The organism is Acidovorax facilis, from assembly GCF_023913775.1.
Classification (GTDB): Bacteria; Pseudomonadota; Gammaproteobacteria; order Burkholderiales; family Burkholderiaceae_C; genus Acidovorax; species Acidovorax facilis.
The window spans coordinates 1-22,017 of the sequence record NZ_JAMXAX010000081.1 but is presented as its reverse complement, the minus strand read 5'-3'; the positions used below and the strand labels follow the sequence as shown (position 1 = coordinate 22,017).

Genomic DNA, 22,017 nt, shown 5'->3' with positions numbered 1-22,017 from the left:
ATTTTTTTGCCATTGATTGATTGCAATATTGATATGACACAGCTTTTTACCCCCTCCTCTTCCTCGACCGATGCAACCGGCGCCCCCCAGGGCCTGGCGAAATTCCCCAGCCTGCAAGGCCGCGCCGTGTTTGTGACGGGCGGCGGCAGCGGCATTGGTGCTGCCATCGTTGCGGCGTTTGCCGAACAAGGCGCCCGCGTGGCCTTTGTGGATGTGGCCCGCAACGCGAGCGAAGCCCTCGCCCAGCACATTGCCGACGCGGGCCTGCCCCGCCCCTGGTGGCGTGTGTGTGATGTGCGCGACGTGAACGCCCTGCAGGCCTGTGTGGCCGAAGCGGCGGCCGAGCTGGGCAGCGACTTTGCGGTGCTGGTGAACAATGTGGCCAGCGATGACCGGCACACGCTCGAATCCGTGACGCCCGAGTACTACGACGAGCGCATGGCCATCAACGAGCGCCCCGCCTTCTTCGCCATCCAGGCCGTGGTGCCGGGCATGCGCAGGCTGGGCGCGGGCTCGGTGATCAACCTGGGCTCCACCGGTTGGCAGGGCAAGGGCACGGGCTACCCTTGCTATGCCATTGCCAAGTCGTCGGTGAACGGCCTCACGCGCGGGCTGGCCAAGACGCTGGGGCAGGACCGGATCCGCATCAACACGGTGTCGCCGGGGTGGGTGATGACGGAGCGGCAGATCAAGCTGTGGCTGGACGCCGAGGGCGAGAAGGAACTGGCGCGCAACCAGTGCCTGCCGGACAAGCTGCGGCCGCATGACATTGCGCGGATGGTGTTGTTTTTGGCGTCGGATGATGCGGCGATGTGTACGGCGCAGGAGTTCAAGGTGGATGCGGGGTGGGTTTGAATTTTTGAGGTCTTTTTGGGCTCTGGCGCCTATCCATCAAGCGCTGGTAGCTATTGTTTTTGCAGTTCTGATGAGAACCATCTGTTCGGGCTGAGTCTGTCGAAGCTGGGGCAAGCTCGTTCTCTGATTTGTGCGGCATGCTTGGGTTGAGGGCGGAGGCCGGGAGTCGCCCGGCGTGCGAGTAACTTTCTTTCGCGTCGCCGAAAGAAAGTCACCAAAGAAAGGGCGACCCGGCTGTCTGCGACCCCTTCGCTGCGCTGCGGGGCAACCTGGGGTGCTCGCGCGCGGGGTGCACCGCAGAACTCGCTGCGCGCCTGCGGCGCTCCGCTCGAACAACTGCGGTGAGTCAGTTCACGAAGCGCGTGTGTCCTTCGGCACACAAGCCACCCCGCGCCCTGCGCGCCCCAGGCGCATCCAGAAGGGAACCCGACGGACATCCATTCGGGCCATCGCTGCGCTCGGCCCCATCTCGCGGGCGCAAGCGCCACGCGCTGCGCAGCCTGGGCCGAGCGAAGCAATGGCCCGTGTGGCTGTTCGGCTGTCCACCCCCCTGCTGGCTGCGCCTGCGGCGGGGCGGTTGCGGGGTGGCACGCGCGTCGGAGCGCGCGTGCTTCGTGAACTGACTCGCCGTGGTTGTCCGAGCGGCGCTGCGCAGCAGCAAAGCGAGTTCCACGGCGCACCCCGCAACCGCCCCGACGCAGGTTGCCCCGTAGCGCAGCGCAGGGGTCGCAGACTGGGGGTCGCCTTTCTTTTGCTTACTTTTCTTTGGCGAAGCAAAGAAAAGTAAGTCGCCTGCCGGGGCGACAACCCGGCCTCCGCCCTCAACACAAGCATGCCCGACAAACCAGCACGCCCCAGCTTCGACAAGCGGGTGGGATGGCGCCCAGGCTTCGGCAGGCTCAGCCCGAACGAACAGGAGGGCAAAAACTACAAAAACAATAGCTACCAGCGCTTACTCAACAAGCGCTAGCAGCCAATTTCACCCAAAAAATCAATCCCCCACCTCCAACCTCCGCCCATACTGCACCAGACTCGTCTGCTTCAACGCCTTCATCATCACCTTCGCCGCCGGCGACAACAGCCGGTCCGACCGCGTGATGATCCCGAACGCATCCATATGGCAGGGCATCGCCAGCGGCAACACCGTCACGATCCCGTGCGCCGCGTAATACCGCGCCACATCCTCCGCCACCACCGCAATCATGTCGCTCTGCTGCAGCATGCGCGTGATGAACAGCAGGGCCGATGTCTCCACCGTGTGCAGCGGCGGCGCCAGCCCGTCCTGCTGGAACATCAGGTCAAACCGGTGGCGCAGCACGCTGCCCGCAGGCGGCACGATCCAGCTGGCCGACACCACATCGCGCAGCGTCAACCCGGTCATGCTCGACAACGGGTGGCCCGGGCGTGTCATGGCGCAGACCAGTTCTTCTGTCAACGACTCGTAGCGCAGGTTCTCCTTGTCGTGCTCCTCGTACAGGCGGCCCACCACGATGTCGAGCTTGCCCTGCTCCAGCCGCTCCAGCAGCACGGGGCTGGTTTCAATATCGAGCGAAATGCGCAGGCTGGAGTGCTCCTGCTTGACCAGCGCCACGGCGGCGGGCAGCAGGCTCAGGCCCGGTGAGGTGATGGCGCCGATGCCCACCTGGCCATAGTGCCCGCGCTTGAGCGCGCCGATCTCGTCATGCGCCTGGTTCAGGTTGGCCAGGGCCATGCGCGCGTGGCGGATCATCGTTTCGCCATACCAGGTGGGGCGCATGCCGCGCGGCAGGCGGTCAAACAGCGACACCTCCAGCACGTCCTCCAGATCCTTGAGCAGCTTGGACGCGGCCGGCTGGGTCATGCTGAGCACCTGGGCGGCGCGGTGGATGTTGCCTTCTTCGGCCAGGGCCACCAGCAGCAGCAGTTGGCGCGTCTTGAGGCGGGCGCGGATGAACCAGTGGTTGTAGGTGCTCATGGATAGGAGGACGGGAAAAGGGAGGGGTTTTCCAGAATGCAAAGAACGATATGTATTTTGTCTAAAAAACGATTGGATTGATATCGAAACCTTCCATAGACTTCGCCGCAACTGCAACAAAGGCCTCTCTCCATGAAGCTCGGCGACCTCCAGCTCAGCCCCCGGCACCTGATCAACGGCCGGTGGGAAATCGGCACCACCACCGGCATCAGCACCAATCCGTCGGATACCCGCGAGGTGGTGGCCGAATACGCCCGCGCCGACCGCAACCAGACCGAGCTGGCCGTGCGCGCGGCGGCCGACGCCCTGCCCACCTGGAGCCAGAGCACCCCCCAACGCCGCGCCGACGTGCTGGACATGATTGGCAGCGAGCTGCTGGCACGCAAGGACGAGCTGGGCGCACTGCTGGCCCGCGAAGAAGGCAAGACCCTGCCCGAAGGCATCGCCGAAGTGGCGCGCAGCGGGCAGATCTTCAAGTTTTTTGCGGGCGAGGCGCTGCGCATCCAGGGCGAGCTGCTGGCCTCTGTACGCCAGGGCGTGCAGGTGGACGTAACCCGCGAACCTGTGGGCGTGGTGGGCATCATCGCGCCGTGGAACTTCCCCTTCGCCATCCCGGCCTGGAAGATCGCCCCGGCGCTGGCCTACGGCAACACCGTGGTGTTCAAGCCCGCCGAGCTGGTGCCCGCCTGTGGCTGGGCGCTGGCCGAAATCATCAGCCGCAGCGGCCTGCCCGCCGGTGCCTTCAACCTCGTCATGGGCAGTGGCCGCGAGGTGGGCCAGACGCTGGTGGACCACCCGCTGGTCAACGCGCTGAGCTTTACCGGGTCCGTCGCCACGGGCGACCGCATCCTGCGCGCGGCCTCAGCACGGCGCGCCAAGGTGCAGCTGGAGATGGGCGGCAAGAACCCGCTCATCGTGCTGGCCGACGCCGACCTGGACCAGGCGGTGGACTGCGCGCTGCAGGGCTCGTATTTCTCCACCGGTCAACGCTGCACCGCATCGAGCCGTCTCATCGTCGAGGCCGAGGTGCACGACGCCTTTGTGGCCCGCCTGCGCAACCGGCTGGCCAGCCTGAAGGTGGGTCACGCGCTGGAGCGCGGCACCGAGATGGGCCCGGTGGTGGACGACAACCAGCTGGCACAGAACCTGGACTACATCGACATTGCGCGCAATGAGGGAGCGGAGCATGTCTGGGGTGGCGAGCGCCTGGAGCGCCCCACCCCAGGCCATTACATGAGCCCCGCCCTCTTCCTGGCCCGCCCGGAGCACCGCGTGGCGCGCGAGGAAATCTTTGGCCCCGTGGCCTGCGTGCTGCGGGCCGATGACTATGAACATGCGCTGGCCTTGGCCAACGACACGCCCTTTGGCCTATGCGCGGGCATCTGCACCACGTCGCTCAAACGCGCCATGCACTTCAAGCGCCACGCCGCCGTGGGCATGACCATGGTGAACCTGCCCACGGCGGGTGTGGACTTCCATGTGCCGTTTGGCGGCCGCAAGGAATCGAGCTACGGCGCCCGTGAGCAGGGGCGCTACGCCGCTGAGTTCTACACCACCGTCAAGACGGGCTACATGCTGGCTTGAGCCCTGCCCTTTTCGTTCGTTCCTTCTTTCCATCCCGCAACCATCGTCAACCAACCATTACAGACAGGAGACAAGATGATGAAAATGAACCGCCGCACCGTTGCTGCCGCCTTGGCCAGCGTGCCCGTGGCCGCCTTGCTGCCCGGCGCCGCCTGGGCGCAAAAGCCCCTCGTACTGGGCTTCAGCCAGGTGGGGGCCGAGAGCGAATGGCGCACCGCCAACACCGAGTCCATCAAGTCGGCCGCCAAGGAGGCCGGCATCGAGTTGAAGTTCTCTGACGCGCAGCAGAAGCAGGAGAACCAGATCAAGGCCATCCGCTCGTTCATCGCACAGAAGGTGGACGTGATTGCGTTCTCGCCCGTGGTGGAGTCGGGCTGGGAGCCCGTGCTGCGCGAGGCCAAGGCCGCCAAGATCCCCGTGGTGCTGACCGACCGCGCGGTGAACACCAAGGACACGTCGCTGTACGTGACCTTCATGGGCTCGGACTTTGTGGAAGAAGGCCGAAAGGCCGGCCGCTGGCTGGTGGAGAAGATGAAGGACACCAAGGGCGAGGTCAACATCGTCGAGCTCCAAGGCACCGTGGGCTCTGCCCCCGCCATCGACCGCAAGAAGGGCTTTGAAGAAGTCATCAAGGCCGACCCCAAGTTCAAGATCATCCGCAGCCAGACCGGCGACTTCACCCGCGCCAAGGGCAAGGAAGTGATGGAAGCCTTCCTGAAGGCCGAGGGCAAGAAGATCAATGTGCTGTACGCGCACAACGACGACATGGCGATTGGCGCCATCCAGGCCATCGAAGAGGCCGGCATGAAGCCCGCCAAGGACATCGTGATCATCTCCATCGACGCGGTGAAGGGCGCCTTTGAAGCCATGATCGCCGGCAAGCTCAACGTGAGCGTGGAATGCAGCCCCCTGCTGGGCCCGCAGCTAATGAGCGCTGTGAAGGACATCAAGGCCGGCAAGGCTGTGCCCAAGCGCATCGTGACCGAGGAAGGCATTTTCCCGATGGAAGTGGCGGCCAAAGAGTTTCCTAACCGCAAATATTGACTCCCCCTGAGCCGCCTGCGGCGTCATCCCCCTGAGGGGGACGCCACCAGCGCGGCGGGGCGGCCCTTGCGCGGTGAGACCGGCCTTGGGCCGCGCCGGCTTCAGAGGTCAGGGCGAATGCCAAGGCATCCATCAGAAAAAGATTCACACCAGGAGACACAAGCAAATGAAGCGTGCAATTTTCAAGGCCGTGTTGGCCACCGCGGCACTGGCTGCCATTGGCGCCACGTCCGTGGCATCAGCCCAGGACAAGGGCACCATCGGCATCTCGATGCCCACCAAGTCCTCGGCGCGCTGGATTGCCGATGGCGACAACATGGTCAAGGTGCTCAAGGATCGGGGCTACAAGACCGATCTGCAGTACGCCGAAGACGACATCCCCAACCAGTTGGCGCAGATCGAGAACATGATCACCAAGGGCGCCAAGGTGCTGGTGATCGCGTCGATTGACGGCACCACGCTGTCGCGCGTGCTGCAAAGTGCGGCCGACAAGGGCGTAAAGGTCATTGCGTACGACCGCCTCATCAAGGGATCGAAGAACGTGGACTACTACGCCACGTTCGACAACTTCCAGGTCGGCGTGCTGCAGGCCACCTCCATCGTGGACAAGCTGGGCCTCAAGCAAGGCAAGGGCCCGTTCAACATCGAACTGTTCGGCGGCTCGCCGGACGACAACAATGCCTTCTTCTTCTACGACGGCGCCATGAGCGTGCTGCAGCCCTACATCGACAGCGGCAAGCTGGTGGTGCGCAGCAAGCAAACCGGCATGAACAAGGTGGGCACGCTGCGCTGGGATGGCTCGGTGGCCCAGGCGCGCATGGACAACCTGCTGTCGGCCTACTACGGCAAGGACAAGGTGCATGCGGTGCTCTCGCCCTATGACGGCATCTCCATCGGCATCCTGTCTTCCCTCAAGGGCGTGGGCTACTGCACCGCCCAGCAGCCCTGCCCCGTGGTCAGCGGGCAGGACGCTGAGGTGCCTTCCATCAAGTCCATCCTCAAGGGCGAGCAGTCTTCCACCGTGTTCAAAGACACGCGAGAGCTGGCCAAAGTAGCCGCCAACATGGTGGACGCCACGCTCTCGGGCAAGCAGCCCGAGATCAACGACACCAAGACCTACAACAACGGCGTGAAGGTGGTGCCCTCGTACCTGCTCAAGCCCGTGTCGGTGGATGCCTCCAACTGGAACCCCATCTTGGTCGGCAGCGGGTACTACAAAGAGTCGCAAATCAAGTGAGCTTGAGCGGCTTCCGCCTGTAGCCCTGCCGCCTGCGAATGCCACCGGGGCAGGGCCGGTGGTCTGCAACCGGGATGGGGCCCAAGGCCCCACCAACAGACTGAGAGACCATGCTTCTTGAAATGCGGAACATCCGCAAAACCTTCCCCGGTGTAGTGGCGCTGAACCAGGTCAACCTGCAGGTGCGGGCCGGGGAGATTCATGCCATCGTCGGCGAAAACGGGGCGGGCAAATCCACGCTGATGAAGGTGCTGTCGGGTGTGTACCCGCACGGCAGCTACAGCGGCCAGATCCTGTTCGATGGGCAGGAGCGCGAGTTTGCGGGCATCCGCGACAGCGAGCACCTGGGCATCATCATCATTCACCAGGAGCTGGCGCTGGTGCCGCTGCTGTCGATTGCCGAGAACATCTTCCTTGGCAACGAAACCGCGCGGCACGGCGTCATCGACTGGATGGCTGCGCACAGCCGCGCCCAGGCGCTGCTGCACAAGGTGGGCCTGCGCGAGTCGCCCGACACCCCCGTGGGCCAGCTGGGCGTGGGCAAGCAGCAGCTGGTGGAAATTGCCAAGGCGCTGTCGCGCAAGGTGCGCCTGCTGATCCTGGACGAGCCCACCGCCAGCCTCAACGAAAACGACAGCCAGGCCCTGCTGGACCTGCTGCTGGAGCTGAAAGCCCAGGGCATTACCTGCATCCTGATCTCGCACAAGCTCAACGAAATCTCGCGCGTGGCGGATGCGATCACTGTGCTGCGCGACGGCAGCACCGTGCAGATGCTGGACTGCCGCGAGGGCCCGGTGAGCGAAGACCGCGTGATCCAGGCCATGGTGGGCCGCGAGATGAGCGACCGCTACCCCCCGCGCCAGCCGCAAGTTGGTGACATTGTTTTCGAGGTGCGCAACTGGCGCGCCCACCACCCACAGCGCAGCGACCGCGAGCACCTCAAGGGCATCGACCTGAATGTGCGGCGCGGCGAGATTGTGGGCATTGCGGGCCTGATGGGCGCAGGCCGCACCGAGCTGGCCATGAGCATCTTCGGCCGCTCGTGGGGCCTGCGCATCAGCGGCGAAGTGCGGCTGCACGGCCAGCCCATCGACGTGAGCACGGTGGAAAAGGCCGTGCGCCACGGACTGGCCTATGTGACCGAAGACCGCAAGGGCAATGGCCTGGTGCTGAACGAAGACATCCAGTTCAACACCTCGCTGGCCAACCTGCCGGGCGTGTCGTTCGCCAGCGTGATCGACAGCGGCCAGGAACACCGCGTGGCACAGGACTACCGCGAGAAGCTGCGCATCCGCTGCTCGGGCGTGGACCAGAAGACGCTGAACCTGTCGGGCGGCAACCAGCAAAAAGTGGTGCTGAGCAAATGGCTGTTCACCAGCCCCGAAGTGCTCATCCTCGACGAGCCCACGCGCGGCATCGACGTGGGCGCCAAGTACGAGATCTACACCCTCATCGCCCAGCTGGCGGCCGAGGGCAAATGCGTGATCGTGATCTCCTCCGAGATGCCTGAGCTGCTGGGCATCACGGACCGCATCTATGTGATGAACGAAGGCCGCTTTGTGGCCGAGATGCCAACTTCAGATGCCTCGCAAGAAAAGATCATGCGAGCGATTGTGAAAGCCAGTTGATATGAGCCAGACCACCCATCCCCCCGCCAGCACGCTGGCCGACGGCAGCCCGACAGCAGCGGCGCGGCACGACAAATCGCTGTTGCAGCACCTGCAGCACAACCTGCGCGAATACGGCATGTTGATCACGCTGGTGGCCATCATGGGCTTCTTCCAGTACATGACCGAGGGCACGCTGATGCAGCCCTTGAACCTGACCAACCTGGTGCTGCAGAACAGCTACATCGTCATCATGGCGCTGGGCATGTTGCTGGTCATCGTGGCCGGGCACATCGACCTGTCGGTGGGCTCGGTGTGTGGATTCATCGGCGCGCTGGCGGCAGTGCTGATGGTCGAATACAACTGGCACTTTGTGCCCGCCACGCTGGTGTGCCTGCTTTGCGGCGGGCTCATTGGTGCGGTGCAGGGCAGCTTTGTGGCGTTCTCGCGCATTCCGTCGTTCATCGTCACGTTGGCGGGCATGCTGGTGTTCAAGGGCCTGGCGCTGGCGCTGCTGGCGGGTCAGTCGGTGGGGCCGTTCCCCTCGGCGTTCCAGATGCTCAGCTCGGGTTTTATCCCTGACCTGTTCAGCGTGGAAGGCCTGCGCCTGACCTCGCTGCTGCTGGGCGCGGCCGTGGCAGCGGCCCTGGCCGTGGGCGGCCTGCGCCAGCGCGCCAACCGGCTGCGCCACGGCGTGCAGACAGAGCCTGCGGGTCTGTTCATCGCCCGCACCATCGTTTTTGGCGGGCTGCTGGTGTACTTCAGCTACCTCCTGGCCTCATACAAGGGCCTGCCCAACGTACTCATCGTGATGGCGCTGCTGATCGTGCTGTTCGACTTTGTTACCAGCCGCACGACCATCGGCCGCCGCATCTACGCCATGGGCGGCAACGAGAAGGCGGCCAAGCTCTCCGGCATCAAGACCGAGCGGCTCACGCTGTATGCCTTCATCAACATGGGCGTGCTGGCAGCCCTGGCCGGTCTGGTGTTTGCGGCGCGGCTCAACACCGCCACGCCCAAGGCGGGCCTGGGTTTTGAGCTGGACGTGATTGCGGCCTGCTTCATCGGCGGCGCCTCAGCCTCGGGCGGCGTGGGCAAGGTGATGGGCGCGGTCATCGGCGCCTTTGTGATGGGCGTGATGAACAACGGCATGTCCATCCTGGGCATCGGCATCGACTACCAGCAGGTCATCAAGGGCGTCGTGCTGCTGGCCGCCGTGCTCGTGGACGTTTACAACAAGAACAAAGCGTGATGACCCCCATGGACGCGTCCACCGCTCACGCCCCAGCCGCTCCGGTGCTGCAGCTTTCGGGAATCCACAAGCAGTTTGCGGGCATCCCCGTGCTGCGCGATGTGCAGCTCAACCTCTACCCTGGCGAGATCCATGCGCTGATGGGGCAAAACGGTGCGGGCAAGTCCACACTGATCAAGGTGCTGACGGGCGTGCTGGAGGCCAGCGGCGGGCAGATGCGGCTGGGCAATGAAGCCGTTTGGCCTGACTCGCCGCTGGCCGCGCAGCGCCTGGGCATCAGCACGGTGTACCAGGAGGTCAACCTCTGCCCCAACCTCTCGGTGGCCGAGAACATCTTTGCGGGCCGCTACCCGCGCTGCGGCATCGCCCAAGGCTTTCGCATCGACTGGGCCACGCTGCACCAGCGTGCCCGCGAGCTGGTGGCGCGCATTGGCTTGCAGATCGACGTGACGCACCTGCTGTCGGACTACCCGGTGGCCGTGCAACAGCTGGTGGCGATTGCCCGAGCGCTCAGCATCGAATCGCGCGTGCTGATTCTGGATGAGCCCACCTCCAGCCTGGACGACGACGAAGTGCAAAAGCTCTTCGAGGTGCTGCGGCGCCTGCGCAGCGAGGGGCTGTCCATCGTCTTTGTGACGCATTTCCTGAACCAGGTGTATGCCGTGTCCGACCGCATCACCGTGCTGCGCAACGGCAGCTGGGTCGGCGAGTGGCTGGCCAAAGACCTGGGGCCACAGGCGCTGATCGCCGCCATGCTGGGCCGCGACCTGGCCGCGGCGTCGGAGCAACCCGCACCAGCGCCCACCGTGGACAGCCGTCAAGCCACGCTGCTGCAAACCGAGGGCCTGGGGCAAGACACGCAACTGCAGCCGCTGGACCTGCAGATTCGTGCCGGCGAGGTAGTGGGCCTGGCGGGGCTGCTGGGCTCGGGCCGCACCGAGCTGGCGCGTCTGCTGTTTGGCCTGGATCAGCCCGACCGGGGCGCGCTGCGCATCGACGGGCAGGTGGTGAAGTTTGCCAACCCCATGGATGCGATCCGCCATGGCCTGGCCCTGTGCCCCGAGGAGCGCAAGACCGACGGCATCGTGGCGGAACTGTCGGTGCGCGAGAACATTGCGCTGGCGCTGCAGGCGCGCATGGGTGTGAGCAAGTTCCTTTCGCGTGCCGAGCAGACTGCGCTGGCCGAACGCTATGTGAAGCTGCTGGGCATCAAGACCGAGACGGTGGACAAGCCCATCGGCCTGCTCTCGGGCGGCAACCAGCAAAAGGCGATCCTCGCGCGCTGGATGGCCATCGAGCCGCGCCTATTGATCCTGGACGAACCCACACGCGGCATCGACGTGGCCGCCAAGCAGGAAATCATGGACCAGATCCTGCGCCTGGCCCAGGCCGGCATGGCCGTGCTGTTCATCTCTTCCGAAATGAGCGAGGTGGTGCGCGTGGCGCACCGCATCGTGGTGCTCCGCGACCGCCGCAAGGTGGGTGAGCTGCCTGCGGGCAGCAGCGAAGACGCCGTCTACGAACTCATCGCCGCCGAACATGCTTGAACCTTCCCCATCTCCGTCCCTTTTAGCCGCGCTGCTCCGACACCGCCTGGCGTGGCCCATCATCACGCTGCTGCTGTTGCTGGCTGTCAATACGGCCTTCAACGCCAGCTTTCTGCGCATTGAGTGGCGTGATGGGCACCTGTACGGCAGCCTCATCGACATACTGAACCGCGCCGCACCGCTGGTGCTGGTGTCGCTGGGCATGACGCTGGTGATCGCCACTCGGGGTATCGACATCTCGGTGGGTGCGACGGTGGCCATTGCAGCGGCAGTGGCCGCGTGGCTGATCGGCGGCTCGGTGTCGGGCACCGAGAGCCGGTTTCCACTGCCCGTCGCCATCCTGGGCGCCATCGGCGTGGCACTGCTGTGCGGCTTGTGGAACGGCGTGCTGGTGGCAAAGGTGGGCATGCAGCCCATCATCGCCACGCTGATCCTGATGGTGGCGGGCCGGGGTATCGCCCAGCTCATCACCGACGGGCAGATCATCACCATCTACTACACGCCCTACTTCTTCATGGGCGGCGGGTACCTGGCAGGGCTGCCGTTCTCTGTGTTCGTAGTGGCCGCAGTCTTCGTGGTGCTGTACCTCGCCATCACGCGCACTGCGCTGGGCCTGTTCATCCAGGCAGTGGGCATCAACCCCACGGCGGCGCGGGTGGCGGGTGTGCAGGCGGGGCGGCTTATCGTGGCGGCCTATGTGTTCTGCGGCGTGTGCGCGGGCATTGCGGGTTTGCTTATCAGCTCCAACGTGAAGAGTGCAGACGGCAACAACGCCGGGCAACTGCTGGAGCTGGACGCCATCCTGGCCGTCACGCTGGGTGGCACCGCCCTCACCGGAGGCCGTTTCAGCCTGGTGGGCAGCGTGATTGGCGCACTCATCATCCAGACGCTGACCTACGCCATCTACTCGCTGGGCGTGCCGCCCGAGATCAACCTGGTGGTGAAGGCCGTGGTGGTGTTCATCGTGATGCTGCTGCAGTCGCCCGAGTTCCGGGCGCAAGTGGGCGACCTGGCACGCCGCCCCGGCGCGGGAGCCCTGCAATGAGCGCCGTACCCAAGACCGCAGGCTTCGGCACCGTGCCCCCCCCTGCTCCACAGGCCGTCGCCGCGCGCGCGCGGTTCAACCCCAAGTACCTGCCGCTGGCCGCCACCATCTCGCTGTTTGTGGCCATGGCCACGCTGGGTTCGGTGCTGTACACCGGGTTTTTCTCGGCCCAGGTGTTCCTCAACCTGCTGATCGACAACGCGTTCCTCATCATCGTGGCGGTGGGCATGACGTTCGTGATTCTGTCGGGCGGCATCGACCTGTCGGTGGGATCGGTGGTGGCGCTGACCACCATGGTGCTGGCCGCGCTGGTGGAGCACCGGGGCTGGAACCCGATGGTCGCCATCCCGCTGGTGCTGCTGATGGGCACGGCATTTGGCGCGTTCATGGGCTTCCTCATCGAGCGCTTTCGGCTTCAGCCCTTCATCGTCACGCTGGCAGGCATGTTCCTGGCGCGGGGGCTGTGCTACCTCATCAGCATTGATTCCATCAGCATCACACACGAAGGCTACTCCGAGCTGGCCCAGTGGCGCCTGCCGCTGTGGGAAGGCGCATCCCTATCGCTGGGCGCGCTCATCGCCATTGCCGTGCTGCTGGTGGCCCTGTTCGTGGCGCACTGCACGCCGTTTGGCCGCAGCGTGTATGCGGTGGGCGGCAGCGAGCACTCGGCCGTGCTCATGGGCCTGCCGGTGCGACGCACGCTGATCGGCGTGTACACCCTTTCGGGCTTTTGCTCGGCGCTGGCGGGCGTGGTGTTCACGTTCTACATGCTCTCAGGCTACGGCCTGCACGCTGTGGGCATGGAGCTGGACGCGATTGCCGCCGTGGTCATTGGCGGCACGCTGCTCACGGGTGGCGTGGGCTATGTGGCGGGCACGCTGTTTGGCGTGCTCATGCTCGGAATCATCCAGACCCTGATTTCCTTCGACGGCACGCTCAGCTCCTGGTGGACGCGCATCGTCGTTGGTGTGCTGCTGTTCGCTTTCTGCCTGCTGCAGCGGCTGCTCTCGCGCCGCTCGGGCAAGGCCCGTTGACTCTTCATTTCTCCTCTTTCTCTCGCACCCCACCATGACCACCCCCAAGCGCAAACTCCGCTCCGCCGAATGGTTCGGCACGGCCGACAAGAACGGCTTCATGTACCGCAGCTGGATGAAGAACCAGGGCATCCCCGACCACGCGTTCGACGGCCGCCCCGTGATCGGCATCTGCAACACCTGGTCCGAGCTGACACCGTGCAACGCGCACTTTCGCAAGATCGCCGAGCACGTCAAGCGCGGCATCTACGAGGCGGGGGGCTTCCCTGTCGAGTTCCCGGTGTTCTCCAACGGCGAATCCAACCTGCGCCCCACGGCCATGCTGACGCGCAACCTGGCCAGCATGGACGTGGAAGAAGCCATTCGCGGCAACCCCATCGACGCCGTGGTGCTGCTGGTGGGCTGCGACAAGACCACACCCGCGCTGCTGATGGGCGCGGCCAGCTGCGATGTGCCCGCCATCGTGGTCACGGGCGGGCCCATGCTCAACGGCAAGCTCGATGGCAAGGACATCGGCTCGGGCACGGCCGTGTGGCGCCTGCACGAATCGCTGAAGGCGGGCGAGATCAACGAGCACCAGTTCTTTGCGGCCGAGGCCGGAATGTCCCGCTCTGCCGGCACCTGCAACACCATGGGCACGGCCAGCACCATGGCCTGCATGGCTGAATCGCTAGGCACATCGCTGCCGCACAACGCAGCCATCCCGGCCGTGGATTCGCGTCGCTATGTGCTGGCCCACATGTCGGGCAAGCGCATTGTGGAGATGGCGCACGAAGGGCTCACGCTCTCCAAGATCTTGACCCGCGAGGCGTTTGAGAACGCGATCCGCACCAATGCGGCCATCGGCGGATCGACCAATGCGGTCATCCACCTCAAGGCCATCGCGGGCCGCATCGGCGTGCAGCTGGACCTGGAGGACTGGACGCGCATTGGCCGTGGCACGCCCACGCTGGTAGACCTGCAGCCCTCGGGCCGCTTCCTGATGGAAGAGTTCTACTACGCGGGCGGCCTGCCCGCCGTGCTGCGCCGCCTGGGCGAGAACAACCTGCTGCCCCACCCCAATGCGCTCACCGTCAACGGCAAGAGCCTGTGGGACAACGTGCGCGAAGCCCCGCAGTACAACGACGAAGTGATCCGCCCGATCAACAACCCGCTGATTGCCGACGGTGGCATCTGCATCCTGCGCGGCAACCTGGCGCCGCGTGGCGCGGTGCTCAAGCCCTCCGCCGCCTCGCCCGAGCTGCTCAAGCACAGAGGCCGCGCCGTGGTGTTCGAGAACCTCGAACACTACAAGGAGCGCATCGTCGATGAGAACCTGGACATCGACGCCAGCTGCGTGATGGTGCTCAAGAACTGCGGCCCCAAGGGCTACCCCGGCATGGCCGAGGTGGGCAACATGGGCCTGCCGCCCAAGCTGCTGCGCCAGGGCGTGAAGGACATGGTGCGCATCTCCGACGCGCGCATGAGCGGCACGGCCTACGGCACCGTGGTGCTGCACGTGGCGCCCGAGGCGGCTGCGGGTGGCCCGCTGGCCGCAGTGCGCGATGGCGACTTCATCGAGCTGGACTGCGAAAACGGCCGACTGCACCTGGACATCAGCGATGAGGAACTGGCGGCGCGCCTGGCCGCATTGGCTGGCGCGGACAACGGCGGACGCGGCGGCTACCAGCGGCTGTATGTGGACCACGTACTGCAGGCGGACGATGGTTGCGACTTTGACTTCTTGGTCGGCTGCCGGGGGGCTGCTGTGCCCCGCCACTCGCATTGATGTGCCCCAACTGAGGCGCTCGCCGCAGTCAAATGCTACAGATTCAATAGCTACCAGCGCTTATTCGATTAGCGCTAGAGACATATTTCACTCAAATTCTTACCCGCACCCGCCATGCCAGCCACCCATTCCCTCCAGAACCCTCGCTACCGCGGCATCTTCCCCGTGGTGCCCACCACGTTCCACGAAGACGGCACGCTCGACCTCGACAGCCAGAAGCACTGCCTCGACTTCATGATCGACGCCGGTGTGGATGGCGTCTGCATCCTGGCCAACTTCTCTGAGCAGTTCTCGCTATCGGACGCCGAGCGCGAAGTCCTCACCCGCACATCGCTGGAGCATGTGGCAGGCCGTGTGCCGGTGATCGTCACCACCACCCACTACGGCACCCGCGTGTGCGCCGAGCGCAGCCGCGCCGCGCAGGACATGGGCGCAGCCATGGTGATGGTCATGCCGCCCTACCACGGTGCCACCTTCCGCGTGCCCGAGGCGCAGATCTACGAGTTCTATGCCCGTGTGTCCGACGCGATCCGCATTCCGATCATGGTGCAGGACGCACCCGCCAGCGGCACCGTGCTGTCCGCCCCCTTTCTCGCGCGCATGGCGCAGGAGATTGAAAACCTGGCCTACTTCAAGATCGAAGTGCCCGGCGCCGCCAGCAAGCTGCGCGAGCTGATCCGCCTGGGTGGCGACGCCATCGAAGGCCCGTGGGACGGCGAAGAAGCCATCACCCTGCTGGCCGACCTGGATGCGGGCGCCACGGGCGCGATGACGGGCGGTGCGTTCCCCGACGGCATTCGCCCCATCATCGAAGCCCACCGCCAGGGTGACATGGACCAGGCGTTTGCGCTCTACCAGCGCTGGTTGCCCCTCATCAACCACGAAAACCGCCAGGGCGGCATCCTCACGGCCAAGGCGCTCATGAAAGAAGGCGGCGTGATCGCCTGCGAGGCAGGGCGCCACCCCTTCCCGGCCATGCATTCCGAGGTGCGGCGCGGCCTGATCGACGTTGCACGGCGGCTGGACCCGCTGGTGCTGCGCTGGGCACGTTAAGCGGAGCACCCATGGCGCCTGTGCGTTATCTGGTGCCCGCTGAAGCGGGCCTCATCGCCCTGGACTGGGGCACCTCCGCGCTGCGCGCGTTCCGCATGGATGCGACCGGCACCGTGCAGGAGACCCGCCACCGCCCCTGGGGCATCATGAATCTGCCCCCAGCCGCCAACGGCGTGGACGACCCCGAGCCCGGCGCCGCCTTTGAGCGCGCATTGCAGGACACCTGTGGCGACTGGCTGGCCGCCGCACCCGGCCTGCCCCTGCTGGCCTGCGGCATGGTGGGCAGCGCCCAGGGCTGGCGCGAGGCCAAATACCTGCCCACGCCCACCTCGCTCGATGCACTGGCGCGGGGCCTGACGCTGGTGGCACGGCGCGATGGCGCGCCGCTGCACATCGTGCCGGGCCTGTTGCAACAGGGCGCGCTGCCCAACGTGATGCGTGGTGAAGAGACCCAGGTGCTGGGCGTGCTAGCGGGCCTTGCGCCGCCAACGGACGCGCCCGTGCTCATCGGCCTGCCCGGCACCCACAGCAAATGGGTGCTGGCACGGCAAGGCCACATCGAGCAGTTCCACACCTTCATGACCGGCGAGGTGTTTGCTGCGCTGAGCGGCCACACCATTCTGGGTAAGACGATGCAGGCTGCAGCGGCCCCCGACGACGACGCCTTTGCACGGGGTCTGGAAGTCGCGCGGAGCAGCGACGCCGCACTAGGCCTGCTCTCGCACATCTTCAGCACCCGCACGCTGGGGCTGACCGGCGCGCTGGCGCCCACCGCGCAAGCGGACTACCTCTCCGGCCTGCTGATCGGGCACGAGGTGGCGAGCCTGAGCCGCGCACAGGGTCAAACCCCAACAACACCACAAACGCTGGTGCTCTGCGGCGAGCCCGACCTGTGCCGCCGCTACGCCATCGCGCTGCAGACCTGTGGCTTTGCCGCCCCCACCATCGCCACGCAGGCCACGGCCACTGGGCTGTGGCAGATCGCGCTGGCGGCAGGGTTGGTCGTTGCGCCCGCACCCGCCCCCTCACACCCCTTCACCGCCGGGAGTCTGGCTGCATGAACCCCATCGACAAAACCCTGTTCCACATCCTGCAGCGCTGCGGGCTCATCGCCATCCTGCGCGGCGTGCAGCCGCACGAGGTGGTGGCCATCGGCCACGCGCTGTACGACGCGGGGTTTCGCATCATCGAAGTGCCGCTCAACTCGCCCGAGCCGCTGGCCAGCATCCGCGCACTGCGCGATGCACTGCCAGCCGACTGCCTAGTGGGCGCAGGCACCGTGCTCTCCATCGATGCCGTGGCCGACGTGGCCGCAGCCGGTGGGCAGATCATCGTCATGCCCCACAGCGCCCCCGATGTGATCCGCGCTGCCCGCGCCGCAGGCATGGCCTGCGCGCCCGGCGTGGCCACGCTGACCGAGGCCTATGCTGCCCTGGCAGCCGGCGCCAACATGCTCAAGCTGTTCCCGGCCGAGGCGCTGCCGCCCCATGTGCTCAAGGCCTGGCGCGCCGTCATCACGCCGCCCATGGCGCTGGTGCCCGTGGGCGGCATCGTGCCCGAGAGCATCGCGCCCTATGCCGCCGCTGGCGCCAGCGGCTTTGGCCTGGGCTCGGCCCTGTACCGGCCCGGTGACCAGGCCCCCGAGGTGGCGCACAAAGCCGCAGCGTTTGCGCGGGCGTGGCAGGCGTCGTTTGGAACCGCGCCCGCCACTGCCTGACCCGCGCCTACTCGCTCCAGACAACCCAGCATTTCTGAACCGACTGCCCCGCCCCCATGAAGATCACCCGACTCACCACATTCATCGTCCCGCCACGCTGGTGCTTCCTCAAAATCGAAACCGACGAAGGCATCACCGGCTGGGGCGAGCCTGTGCTGGAAGGCCGCGCGCACACCGTGGCGGCTGCGGTCGATGAACTGGCCGACTACCTCGTTGGCAAAGACCCGCGCCACATCGAAGACCACTGGACGGTGCTGTACCGGGGCGGCTTCTACCGGGGCGGCGGCGTGCACATGAGCGCGCTGGCCGGCATCGACCAGGCGCTGTGGGACATCAAGGGCAAGGCACTGGGCGTACCCGTGTCCGAGCTGCTGGGCGGCAATGTGCGCAGCCGCATCAAGGTCTACAGCTGGATCGGCGGCGACCGCCCCAGCGAAACAGCCGCCGCTGCACAAGCCGCCGTGGCACGCGGCTTTACCGCCGTGAAGATGAACGGCACCGAAGAAATGCAGTACGTGGACAGCTACGACAAGGTGGAGCGCTGCCTGCAAAACGTGGCCGCCGTGCGCGAGGCCGTGGGGCCGAATGTGGGCATTGGCGTGGACTTCCACGGCCGCGTGCACCGGCCCATGGCCAAGGTGCTGGTCAAGGAGCTGGAGCCCTACAAGCTCATGTTCATCGAAGAGCCCGTACTGAGCGAACACGAAGAGGCGCTGAAGGAGATCGCCCGCATCTCATCCACCCCCATCGCCCTGGGCGAGCGCCTGTACTCGCGCTGGGACTTCAAGCGCGTGCTGCAAGGCGGCTATGCGGACATCATCCAGCCCGACCCGTCGCACGCAGGCGGCATCACCGAGACCCGCAAGATCGCCAGCATGGCCGAGGCCTACGACGTGGCCCTGGCCCTGCACTGCCCGCTGGGGCCCATTGCCCTGGCCGCCAACCTGCAGCTGGACGCGGTTTGCTACAACGCCTTCATCCAGGAGCAAAGCCTGGGCATCCACTACAACCAGGCCAACGACCTGATGGACTATGTGTCCAACCCCGAGGTGTTTGCATACCAGGATGGCATGGTGGCCATCCCCACCGGGCCGGGGTTGGGGATTGAGGTGAATGAGGACTATGTGCGCGAGCGGGCGCAGGAGGGACACCGGTGGAGGAATCCGGTGTGGCGGCACCGGGATGGGAGTTTTGCGGAATGGTGAGGGGATGCACTGAGAGTGCTCGACCCGGGATTGCATGAAGCCCCCGTCGGCCCGACCCTCGCGGTCTATGCTTGCCGGATGTAACTGGCAACGGCATCCGCCGACATCGGTCGTGCAAAATAGTAGCCCTGTGCCTCGTCGCAACCGAAGGCTCCTAGCTGGCGCAGCATGTCGGCGGTTTCGACACCTTCGGCGATGGTGCGCAGATTCAGACTGCGGGCCAACTGAATAATCGCGCGCACGATGGCGGCGTCATCTGGGTCGGAACCCAAGTCGCGAACAAAGGACTGGTCGATCTTGAGCTTGTCGATGTCAAAGCGCTTCAGGTACGACAGACTGGAATAGCCCGTCCCAAAGTCATCGATCGATAGTTTTACACCCAGCAGCTTCAAGCGCTTGACGCTGTCCAGCACCCCCTCCACGTTCTGGATCAAGATCGACTCAGTCAGCTCCAGCTCCAACAATGCGGGGGTCAGGCGGGTTTCCTGAAGCGCATGAATAACCGACTGCTCCACGCTACCGCGTTTGAATTGCACAGCGGAGAGGTTCACCGCCATACACAGTTCAGGCAGCCCAGCGTTTTGCCAAGCCACAGCCTGGCGGCAGGCTTCATGTAGCACCCAGTCGCCAATCGGAACGATCAGGCCACTCTCTTCGGCAACCGGTATAAACCGTGCAGGCGGCACCATACCAAGCTCGGGGTGATTCCAGCGGATAAGGGCCTCGACCCCAGTGATGGCGCCGCTGGCCAAATCAATCTGGGGCTGATAGTGCAGGACAAATTCATTGCGCTCCAGGGCGCGGCGTAGACCGTTGCGAATGAACTGGTGCTCGACCGCTTCCACATCCATCGCGTCGTCGAAAAAGCGGTAGGTATTACGCCCGTCGCCCTTGGCTTTGTACATGGCCATATCGGCCTTTTTGAGCAGGCTCTCGAAGCTTGTGCCATCTTCGGGAAAGATCGTCACACCCATGGACACCGAAGTCGCAATCTCATGCCCATCGACATAAAAAGGCATCTGCATCTGCTCCATGAGCTTCTCCAGAAGCGGCGCAGCATCGTCCGCCTGGGTCAAATCAGGCAAAAGAATCAGGAATTCGTCACCGCCCAGGCGGCTGACGGTGTCGGTTTCACGCATGCAGGCGCTCAGACGGCGGGCGATGTGTTGGAGAAACCCGTCACCACTATCGTGGCCCAGCGTATCGTTGATGCTCTTGAAGTTGTCCATATCCAGAAATAGCAGCATCACCTTCCCGTTCGCCCGAATGGCATGGGCTTTAGCCTGTTCGAAACGGTCTTGAAGCAGCAGTCGGTTGGGCAAGCCGGTCAATGCATCATGAAAAGCTTGAAACTGGATTTGCTGCTCCGCGAGCTTGCGCTCGGTAATGTCGGCCGCGAGGAACAGGTAGTTATAGGGCCGCCCGTCCGTGGTCAAAAGGGGTGCGGTGGACAGGCTGATATGAATGGCGGAGCCGTCGCGTCGCTGTCGTACCAACTCGGCCTGATGGAGTGACTCGCCATTGCGCAATCTGGAAACAATGCTGTCGTACTCCTGCACCTTGTCCTTTGGGATGAACCGGACCTTATGACCGATGGCCTCTTCGGCGGCCCAGCCGAACATCCTCTGCGCAGCCGGGTTCCAGCTGGTCACCAGATTGTTCAGGTCAGTGGTATAGATAGCCAGCGGAGAGTTCTTCACCATTGACTCCAGTCGTTCAGTGCTGGCTTTGAGCTCGGTGCCGGAGCGCTTGATCTCTTCGCGCATCTGATTGACGGCATTTCCCACGTGGTCGAGCGCATCGGGCCGCCAGCGACCGCCCTCCCGGCGATTGAGCTGCAACGGCAACTCACTGGACACGTTTTTTGAAAACTGCAGGAGATAGCCTGCAATATGTTCCAGATGCTGCCCCACCATGGCCTGGAAGATCAGCAAGACAAAGGCGGTGACCAAAAAGGTCTTGATGGCGTTACTCACCAGCATGACGATGAACTTGGACCACAGGCGCGACACCACGTTATCCACGCTGGCTACCACGTGCAAATCGCCAATGGCGACGCTCTCGCCAGCGTTAAGGTGGTTCAAGGGGAAGACGACTTCGATATAGCGCCTGGAGGACTGGGCACCGGCCGACCACTGGGTCTGGCCGTCGGAAACGATTCCAAGGTATTCGACGTCGCCCAGGTTTAACAAGCCGTTGAGGTGGTTCTGAATCTGGGTGGTGTCTAACACCCATACGCTTTCCACCAAGGTGGGTAGATACACCTTGCGTATCGACTCAATCCGTTCCTTGATTCCATGCAAGTCTCCCCGATAGTCCAGGTAGAGCTCTACGGCGGTGATGACTGCAGTGATGGCCGAACTGAAAAGGATCACGGCCAACATCATCCTGCGCGCGATGCCGTTGTTGCGAACCAGCGCCTTGCTGAAGAAACTCTCTTCCAGAACATCGCTAAGTTTCATCAGGCCTCCAGTTGCTGATTTTTCGCTCCAAGATGGCTTGGTCGTCCCCCCTGTTCTCAGCCCCCTCAGAACGATTCATGATCTTAGAACCTGGGTGATCTTGGAAACATACGGACATACGCGTGTAACAAGGAGCCACTCGGCGACGGTGTATGGGTCGCAGTACGAGCACAGACCAACATTCGAACCTTGTTCCAGCCGCATTGCGTCGATCAAGGTGGCGTGCGCATGCCCCTTGACCTATTCGCATTCAGCATCGTTGCCTATTGAGAGCAGCCCACTCTCTGGAATGCCTTCACCCGCTAGTGTGGTGTTGCACGCTATCCGGCAGTTAAAACCGCGTCTTTTCGGCCAGGGCTGCGTTGCAAATCCTCGCGATACCTACGGGTATCGCTGAGGTTTACGCCTTGCCCGAACCAAAAATCCATCGGTTTTCGATGTGCCGTCAAGCATGCAACACCACACTAGAAAGGGACGGTCGTGGTGGCGTGAACATCGTTGCCTTGCCCGTGGCGTGGGAAACGCGCTAGGGACCCTCTGCACAAATCCCTGCGTAATGTGCTTACGAAGGCTTGAAGCCGAGACAATAAGGCCATGAAGCAAAGCAGCCTGGGCCTGAGCAATACCACCAAGCGCACCCGCAAGCGCGAGTT

Annotated in this window: 16 protein-coding genes; 14 read left to right on the top strand and 2 right to left on the bottom strand. The window is 64.4% G+C overall.

Going from position 1 to position 22,017, the window contains the following annotated elements; translation table 11 throughout:
* Nucleotides 1–33: 33 nt before the first annotated feature.
* Entirely contained in the window at nucleotides 34–855 is an 822-nt protein-coding gene (locus NFX52_RS19675) for an SDR family NAD(P)-dependent oxidoreductase (protein WP_055401789.1), read from the top strand.
* A gap of 991 nt (nucleotides 856–1,846) precedes the next feature.
* On the opposite strand, the gene NFX52_RS19670 is transcribed toward NFX52_RS19675, so the two are convergent.
* Nucleotides 1,847–2,809, bottom strand: a complete 963-nt coding sequence (locus tag NFX52_RS19670) for a LysR substrate-binding domain-containing protein (RefSeq protein ID WP_055396886.1) — start codon at nucleotides 2,807–2,809, stop codon at nucleotides 1,847–1,849.
* Nucleotides 2,810–2,941: 132 nt separating this feature from the next.
* On the opposite strand from NFX52_RS19670, the gene NFX52_RS19665 reads away from it, so the two are divergent.
* From NFX52_RS19665 to dgoD, 13 genes are all read left to right on the top strand, one after another.
* Entirely contained in the window at nucleotides 2,942–4,393 is a 1,452-nt protein-coding gene (locus NFX52_RS19665) for an aldehyde dehydrogenase family protein (protein WP_055396888.1), read from the top strand.
* A 78-nt stretch (nucleotides 4,394–4,471) separates the two neighbouring features.
* A complete protein-coding gene (locus NFX52_RS19660) occupies nucleotides 4,472–5,437 on the top strand; it encodes an ABC transporter substrate-binding protein (protein ID WP_055396929.1) in 966 nt (321 codons plus the stop codon).
* 166 nt (nucleotides 5,438–5,603) lie between these two features.
* Entirely contained in the window at nucleotides 5,604–6,674 is a 1,071-nt protein-coding gene (gene chvE, locus NFX52_RS19655) for a multiple monosaccharide ABC transporter substrate-binding protein (RefSeq protein WP_055396890.1), read from the top strand.
* A gap of 110 nt (nucleotides 6,675–6,784) precedes the next feature.
* Entirely contained in the window at nucleotides 6,785–8,302 is a 1,518-nt protein-coding gene (gene mmsA, locus NFX52_RS19650) for a multiple monosaccharide ABC transporter ATP-binding protein (RefSeq protein WP_055396892.1), read from the top strand.
* 1 nt (nucleotide 8,303) lies between these two features.
* Entirely contained in the window at nucleotides 8,304–9,533 is a 1,230-nt protein-coding gene (mmsB, locus tag NFX52_RS19645; RefSeq protein ID WP_055396894.1) for a multiple monosaccharide ABC transporter permease, read from the top strand.
* Complete coding sequence (locus NFX52_RS19640) at nucleotides 9,533–11,080, top strand: sugar ABC transporter ATP-binding protein (protein WP_369801335.1); 1,548 nt, start codon at nucleotides 9,533–9,535, stop codon at nucleotides 11,078–11,080. Before mmsB ends, NFX52_RS19640 begins: the two co-directional genes overlap by 1 nt.
* A complete protein-coding gene (locus tag NFX52_RS19635; protein ID WP_055396896.1) occupies nucleotides 11,073–12,125 on the top strand; it encodes an ABC transporter permease in 1,053 nt (350 codons plus the stop codon). Before NFX52_RS19640 ends, NFX52_RS19635 begins: the two co-directional genes overlap by 8 nt.
* Entirely contained in the window at nucleotides 12,122–13,159 is a 1,038-nt protein-coding gene (gene yjfF / locus NFX52_RS19630) for a galactofuranose ABC transporter, permease protein YjfF (protein ID WP_207402059.1), read from the top strand. Before NFX52_RS19635 ends, yjfF begins: the two co-directional genes overlap by 4 nt.
* A gap of 34 nt (nucleotides 13,160–13,193) precedes the next feature.
* Nucleotides 13,194–14,927: an IlvD/Edd family dehydratase gene (locus NFX52_RS19625; RefSeq protein ID WP_055396900.1), complete on the top strand. Its 1,734-nt coding sequence runs from the start codon at nucleotides 13,194–13,196 to the stop codon at nucleotides 14,925–14,927.
* A gap of 114 nt (nucleotides 14,928–15,041) precedes the next feature.
* A complete protein-coding gene (locus NFX52_RS19620) occupies nucleotides 15,042–15,980 on the top strand; it encodes a dihydrodipicolinate synthase family protein (RefSeq protein ID WP_055396902.1) in 939 nt (312 codons plus the stop codon).
* An 11-nt stretch (nucleotides 15,981–15,991) separates the two neighbouring features.
* The gene (locus NFX52_RS19615) at nucleotides 15,992–17,041 is read left to right on the top strand and encodes a 2-dehydro-3-deoxygalactonokinase (RefSeq protein WP_055396904.1); all 1,050 of its coding nucleotides are present in this window, start codon (nucleotides 15,992–15,994) and stop codon (nucleotides 17,039–17,041) included.
* Entirely contained in the window at nucleotides 17,038–17,697 is a 660-nt protein-coding gene (locus NFX52_RS19610) for a 2-dehydro-3-deoxy-6-phosphogalactonate aldolase (RefSeq protein WP_055396906.1), read from the top strand. The genes NFX52_RS19615 and NFX52_RS19610 overlap by 4 nt, the downstream gene beginning before the upstream one ends.
* 56 nt (nucleotides 17,698–17,753) lie before the next feature.
* Complete coding sequence (gene dgoD, locus NFX52_RS19605) at nucleotides 17,754–18,902, top strand: galactonate dehydratase (protein ID WP_207402060.1); 1,149 nt, start codon at nucleotides 17,754–17,756, stop codon at nucleotides 18,900–18,902.
* Between the two features lie 65 nt (nucleotides 18,903–18,967).
* Here the strand turns inward: dgoD and NFX52_RS19600 are convergent, their stop codons facing one another.
* Nucleotides 18,968–21,364, bottom strand: a complete 2,397-nt coding sequence (locus NFX52_RS19600) for a bifunctional diguanylate cyclase/phosphodiesterase (protein ID WP_055396911.1) — start codon at nucleotides 21,362–21,364, stop codon at nucleotides 18,968–18,970.
* Nucleotides 21,365–22,017 lie beyond the last annotated feature (653 nt).

What these genes read in the sequence shown, in the direction of transcription:
- NFX52_RS19675 (WP_055401789.1), top strand. Translation starts at nt 34, where the DNA reads ATGACACAGCTTTTTACCCCCTCCTCTTCCTCGACCGATGCAACCGGC.
- NFX52_RS19670 (WP_055396886.1), bottom strand. Translation starts at nt 2,809, where the DNA reads ATGAGCACCTACAACCACTGGTTCATCCGCGCCCGCCTCAAGACGCGC.
- NFX52_RS19665 (WP_055396888.1), top strand. Translation starts at nt 2,942, where the DNA reads ATGAAGCTCGGCGACCTCCAGCTCAGCCCCCGGCACCTGATCAACGGC.
- NFX52_RS19660 (WP_055396929.1), top strand. Translation starts at nt 4,472, where the DNA reads ATGAAAATGAACCGCCGCACCGTTGCTGCCGCCTTGGCCAGCGTGCCC.
- chvE (WP_055396890.1), top strand. Translation starts at nt 5,604, where the DNA reads ATGAAGCGTGCAATTTTCAAGGCCGTGTTGGCCACCGCGGCACTGGCT.
- mmsA (WP_055396892.1), top strand. Translation starts at nt 6,785, where the DNA reads ATGCTTCTTGAAATGCGGAACATCCGCAAAACCTTCCCCGGTGTAGTG.
- mmsB (WP_055396894.1), top strand. Translation starts at nt 8,304, where the DNA reads ATGAGCCAGACCACCCATCCCCCCGCCAGCACGCTGGCCGACGGCAGC.
- NFX52_RS19640 (WP_369801335.1), top strand. Translation starts at nt 9,533, where the DNA reads ATGACCCCCATGGACGCGTCCACCGCTCACGCCCCAGCCGCTCCGGTG.
- NFX52_RS19635 (WP_055396896.1), top strand. Translation starts at nt 11,073, where the DNA reads ATGCTTGAACCTTCCCCATCTCCGTCCCTTTTAGCCGCGCTGCTCCGA.
- yjfF (WP_207402059.1), top strand. Translation starts at nt 12,122, where the DNA reads ATGAGCGCCGTACCCAAGACCGCAGGCTTCGGCACCGTGCCCCCCCCT.
- NFX52_RS19625 (WP_055396900.1), top strand. Translation starts at nt 13,194, where the DNA reads ATGACCACCCCCAAGCGCAAACTCCGCTCCGCCGAATGGTTCGGCACG.
- NFX52_RS19620 (WP_055396902.1), top strand. Translation starts at nt 15,042, where the DNA reads ATGCCAGCCACCCATTCCCTCCAGAACCCTCGCTACCGCGGCATCTTC.
- NFX52_RS19615 (WP_055396904.1), top strand. Translation starts at nt 15,992, where the DNA reads ATGGCGCCTGTGCGTTATCTGGTGCCCGCTGAAGCGGGCCTCATCGCC.
- NFX52_RS19610 (WP_055396906.1), top strand. Translation starts at nt 17,038, where the DNA reads ATGAACCCCATCGACAAAACCCTGTTCCACATCCTGCAGCGCTGCGGG.
- dgoD (WP_207402060.1), top strand. Translation starts at nt 17,754, where the DNA reads ATGAAGATCACCCGACTCACCACATTCATCGTCCCGCCACGCTGGTGC.
- NFX52_RS19600 (WP_055396911.1), bottom strand. Translation starts at nt 21,364, where the DNA reads ATGAAACTTAGCGATGTTCTGGAAGAGAGTTTCTTCAGCAAGGCGCTG.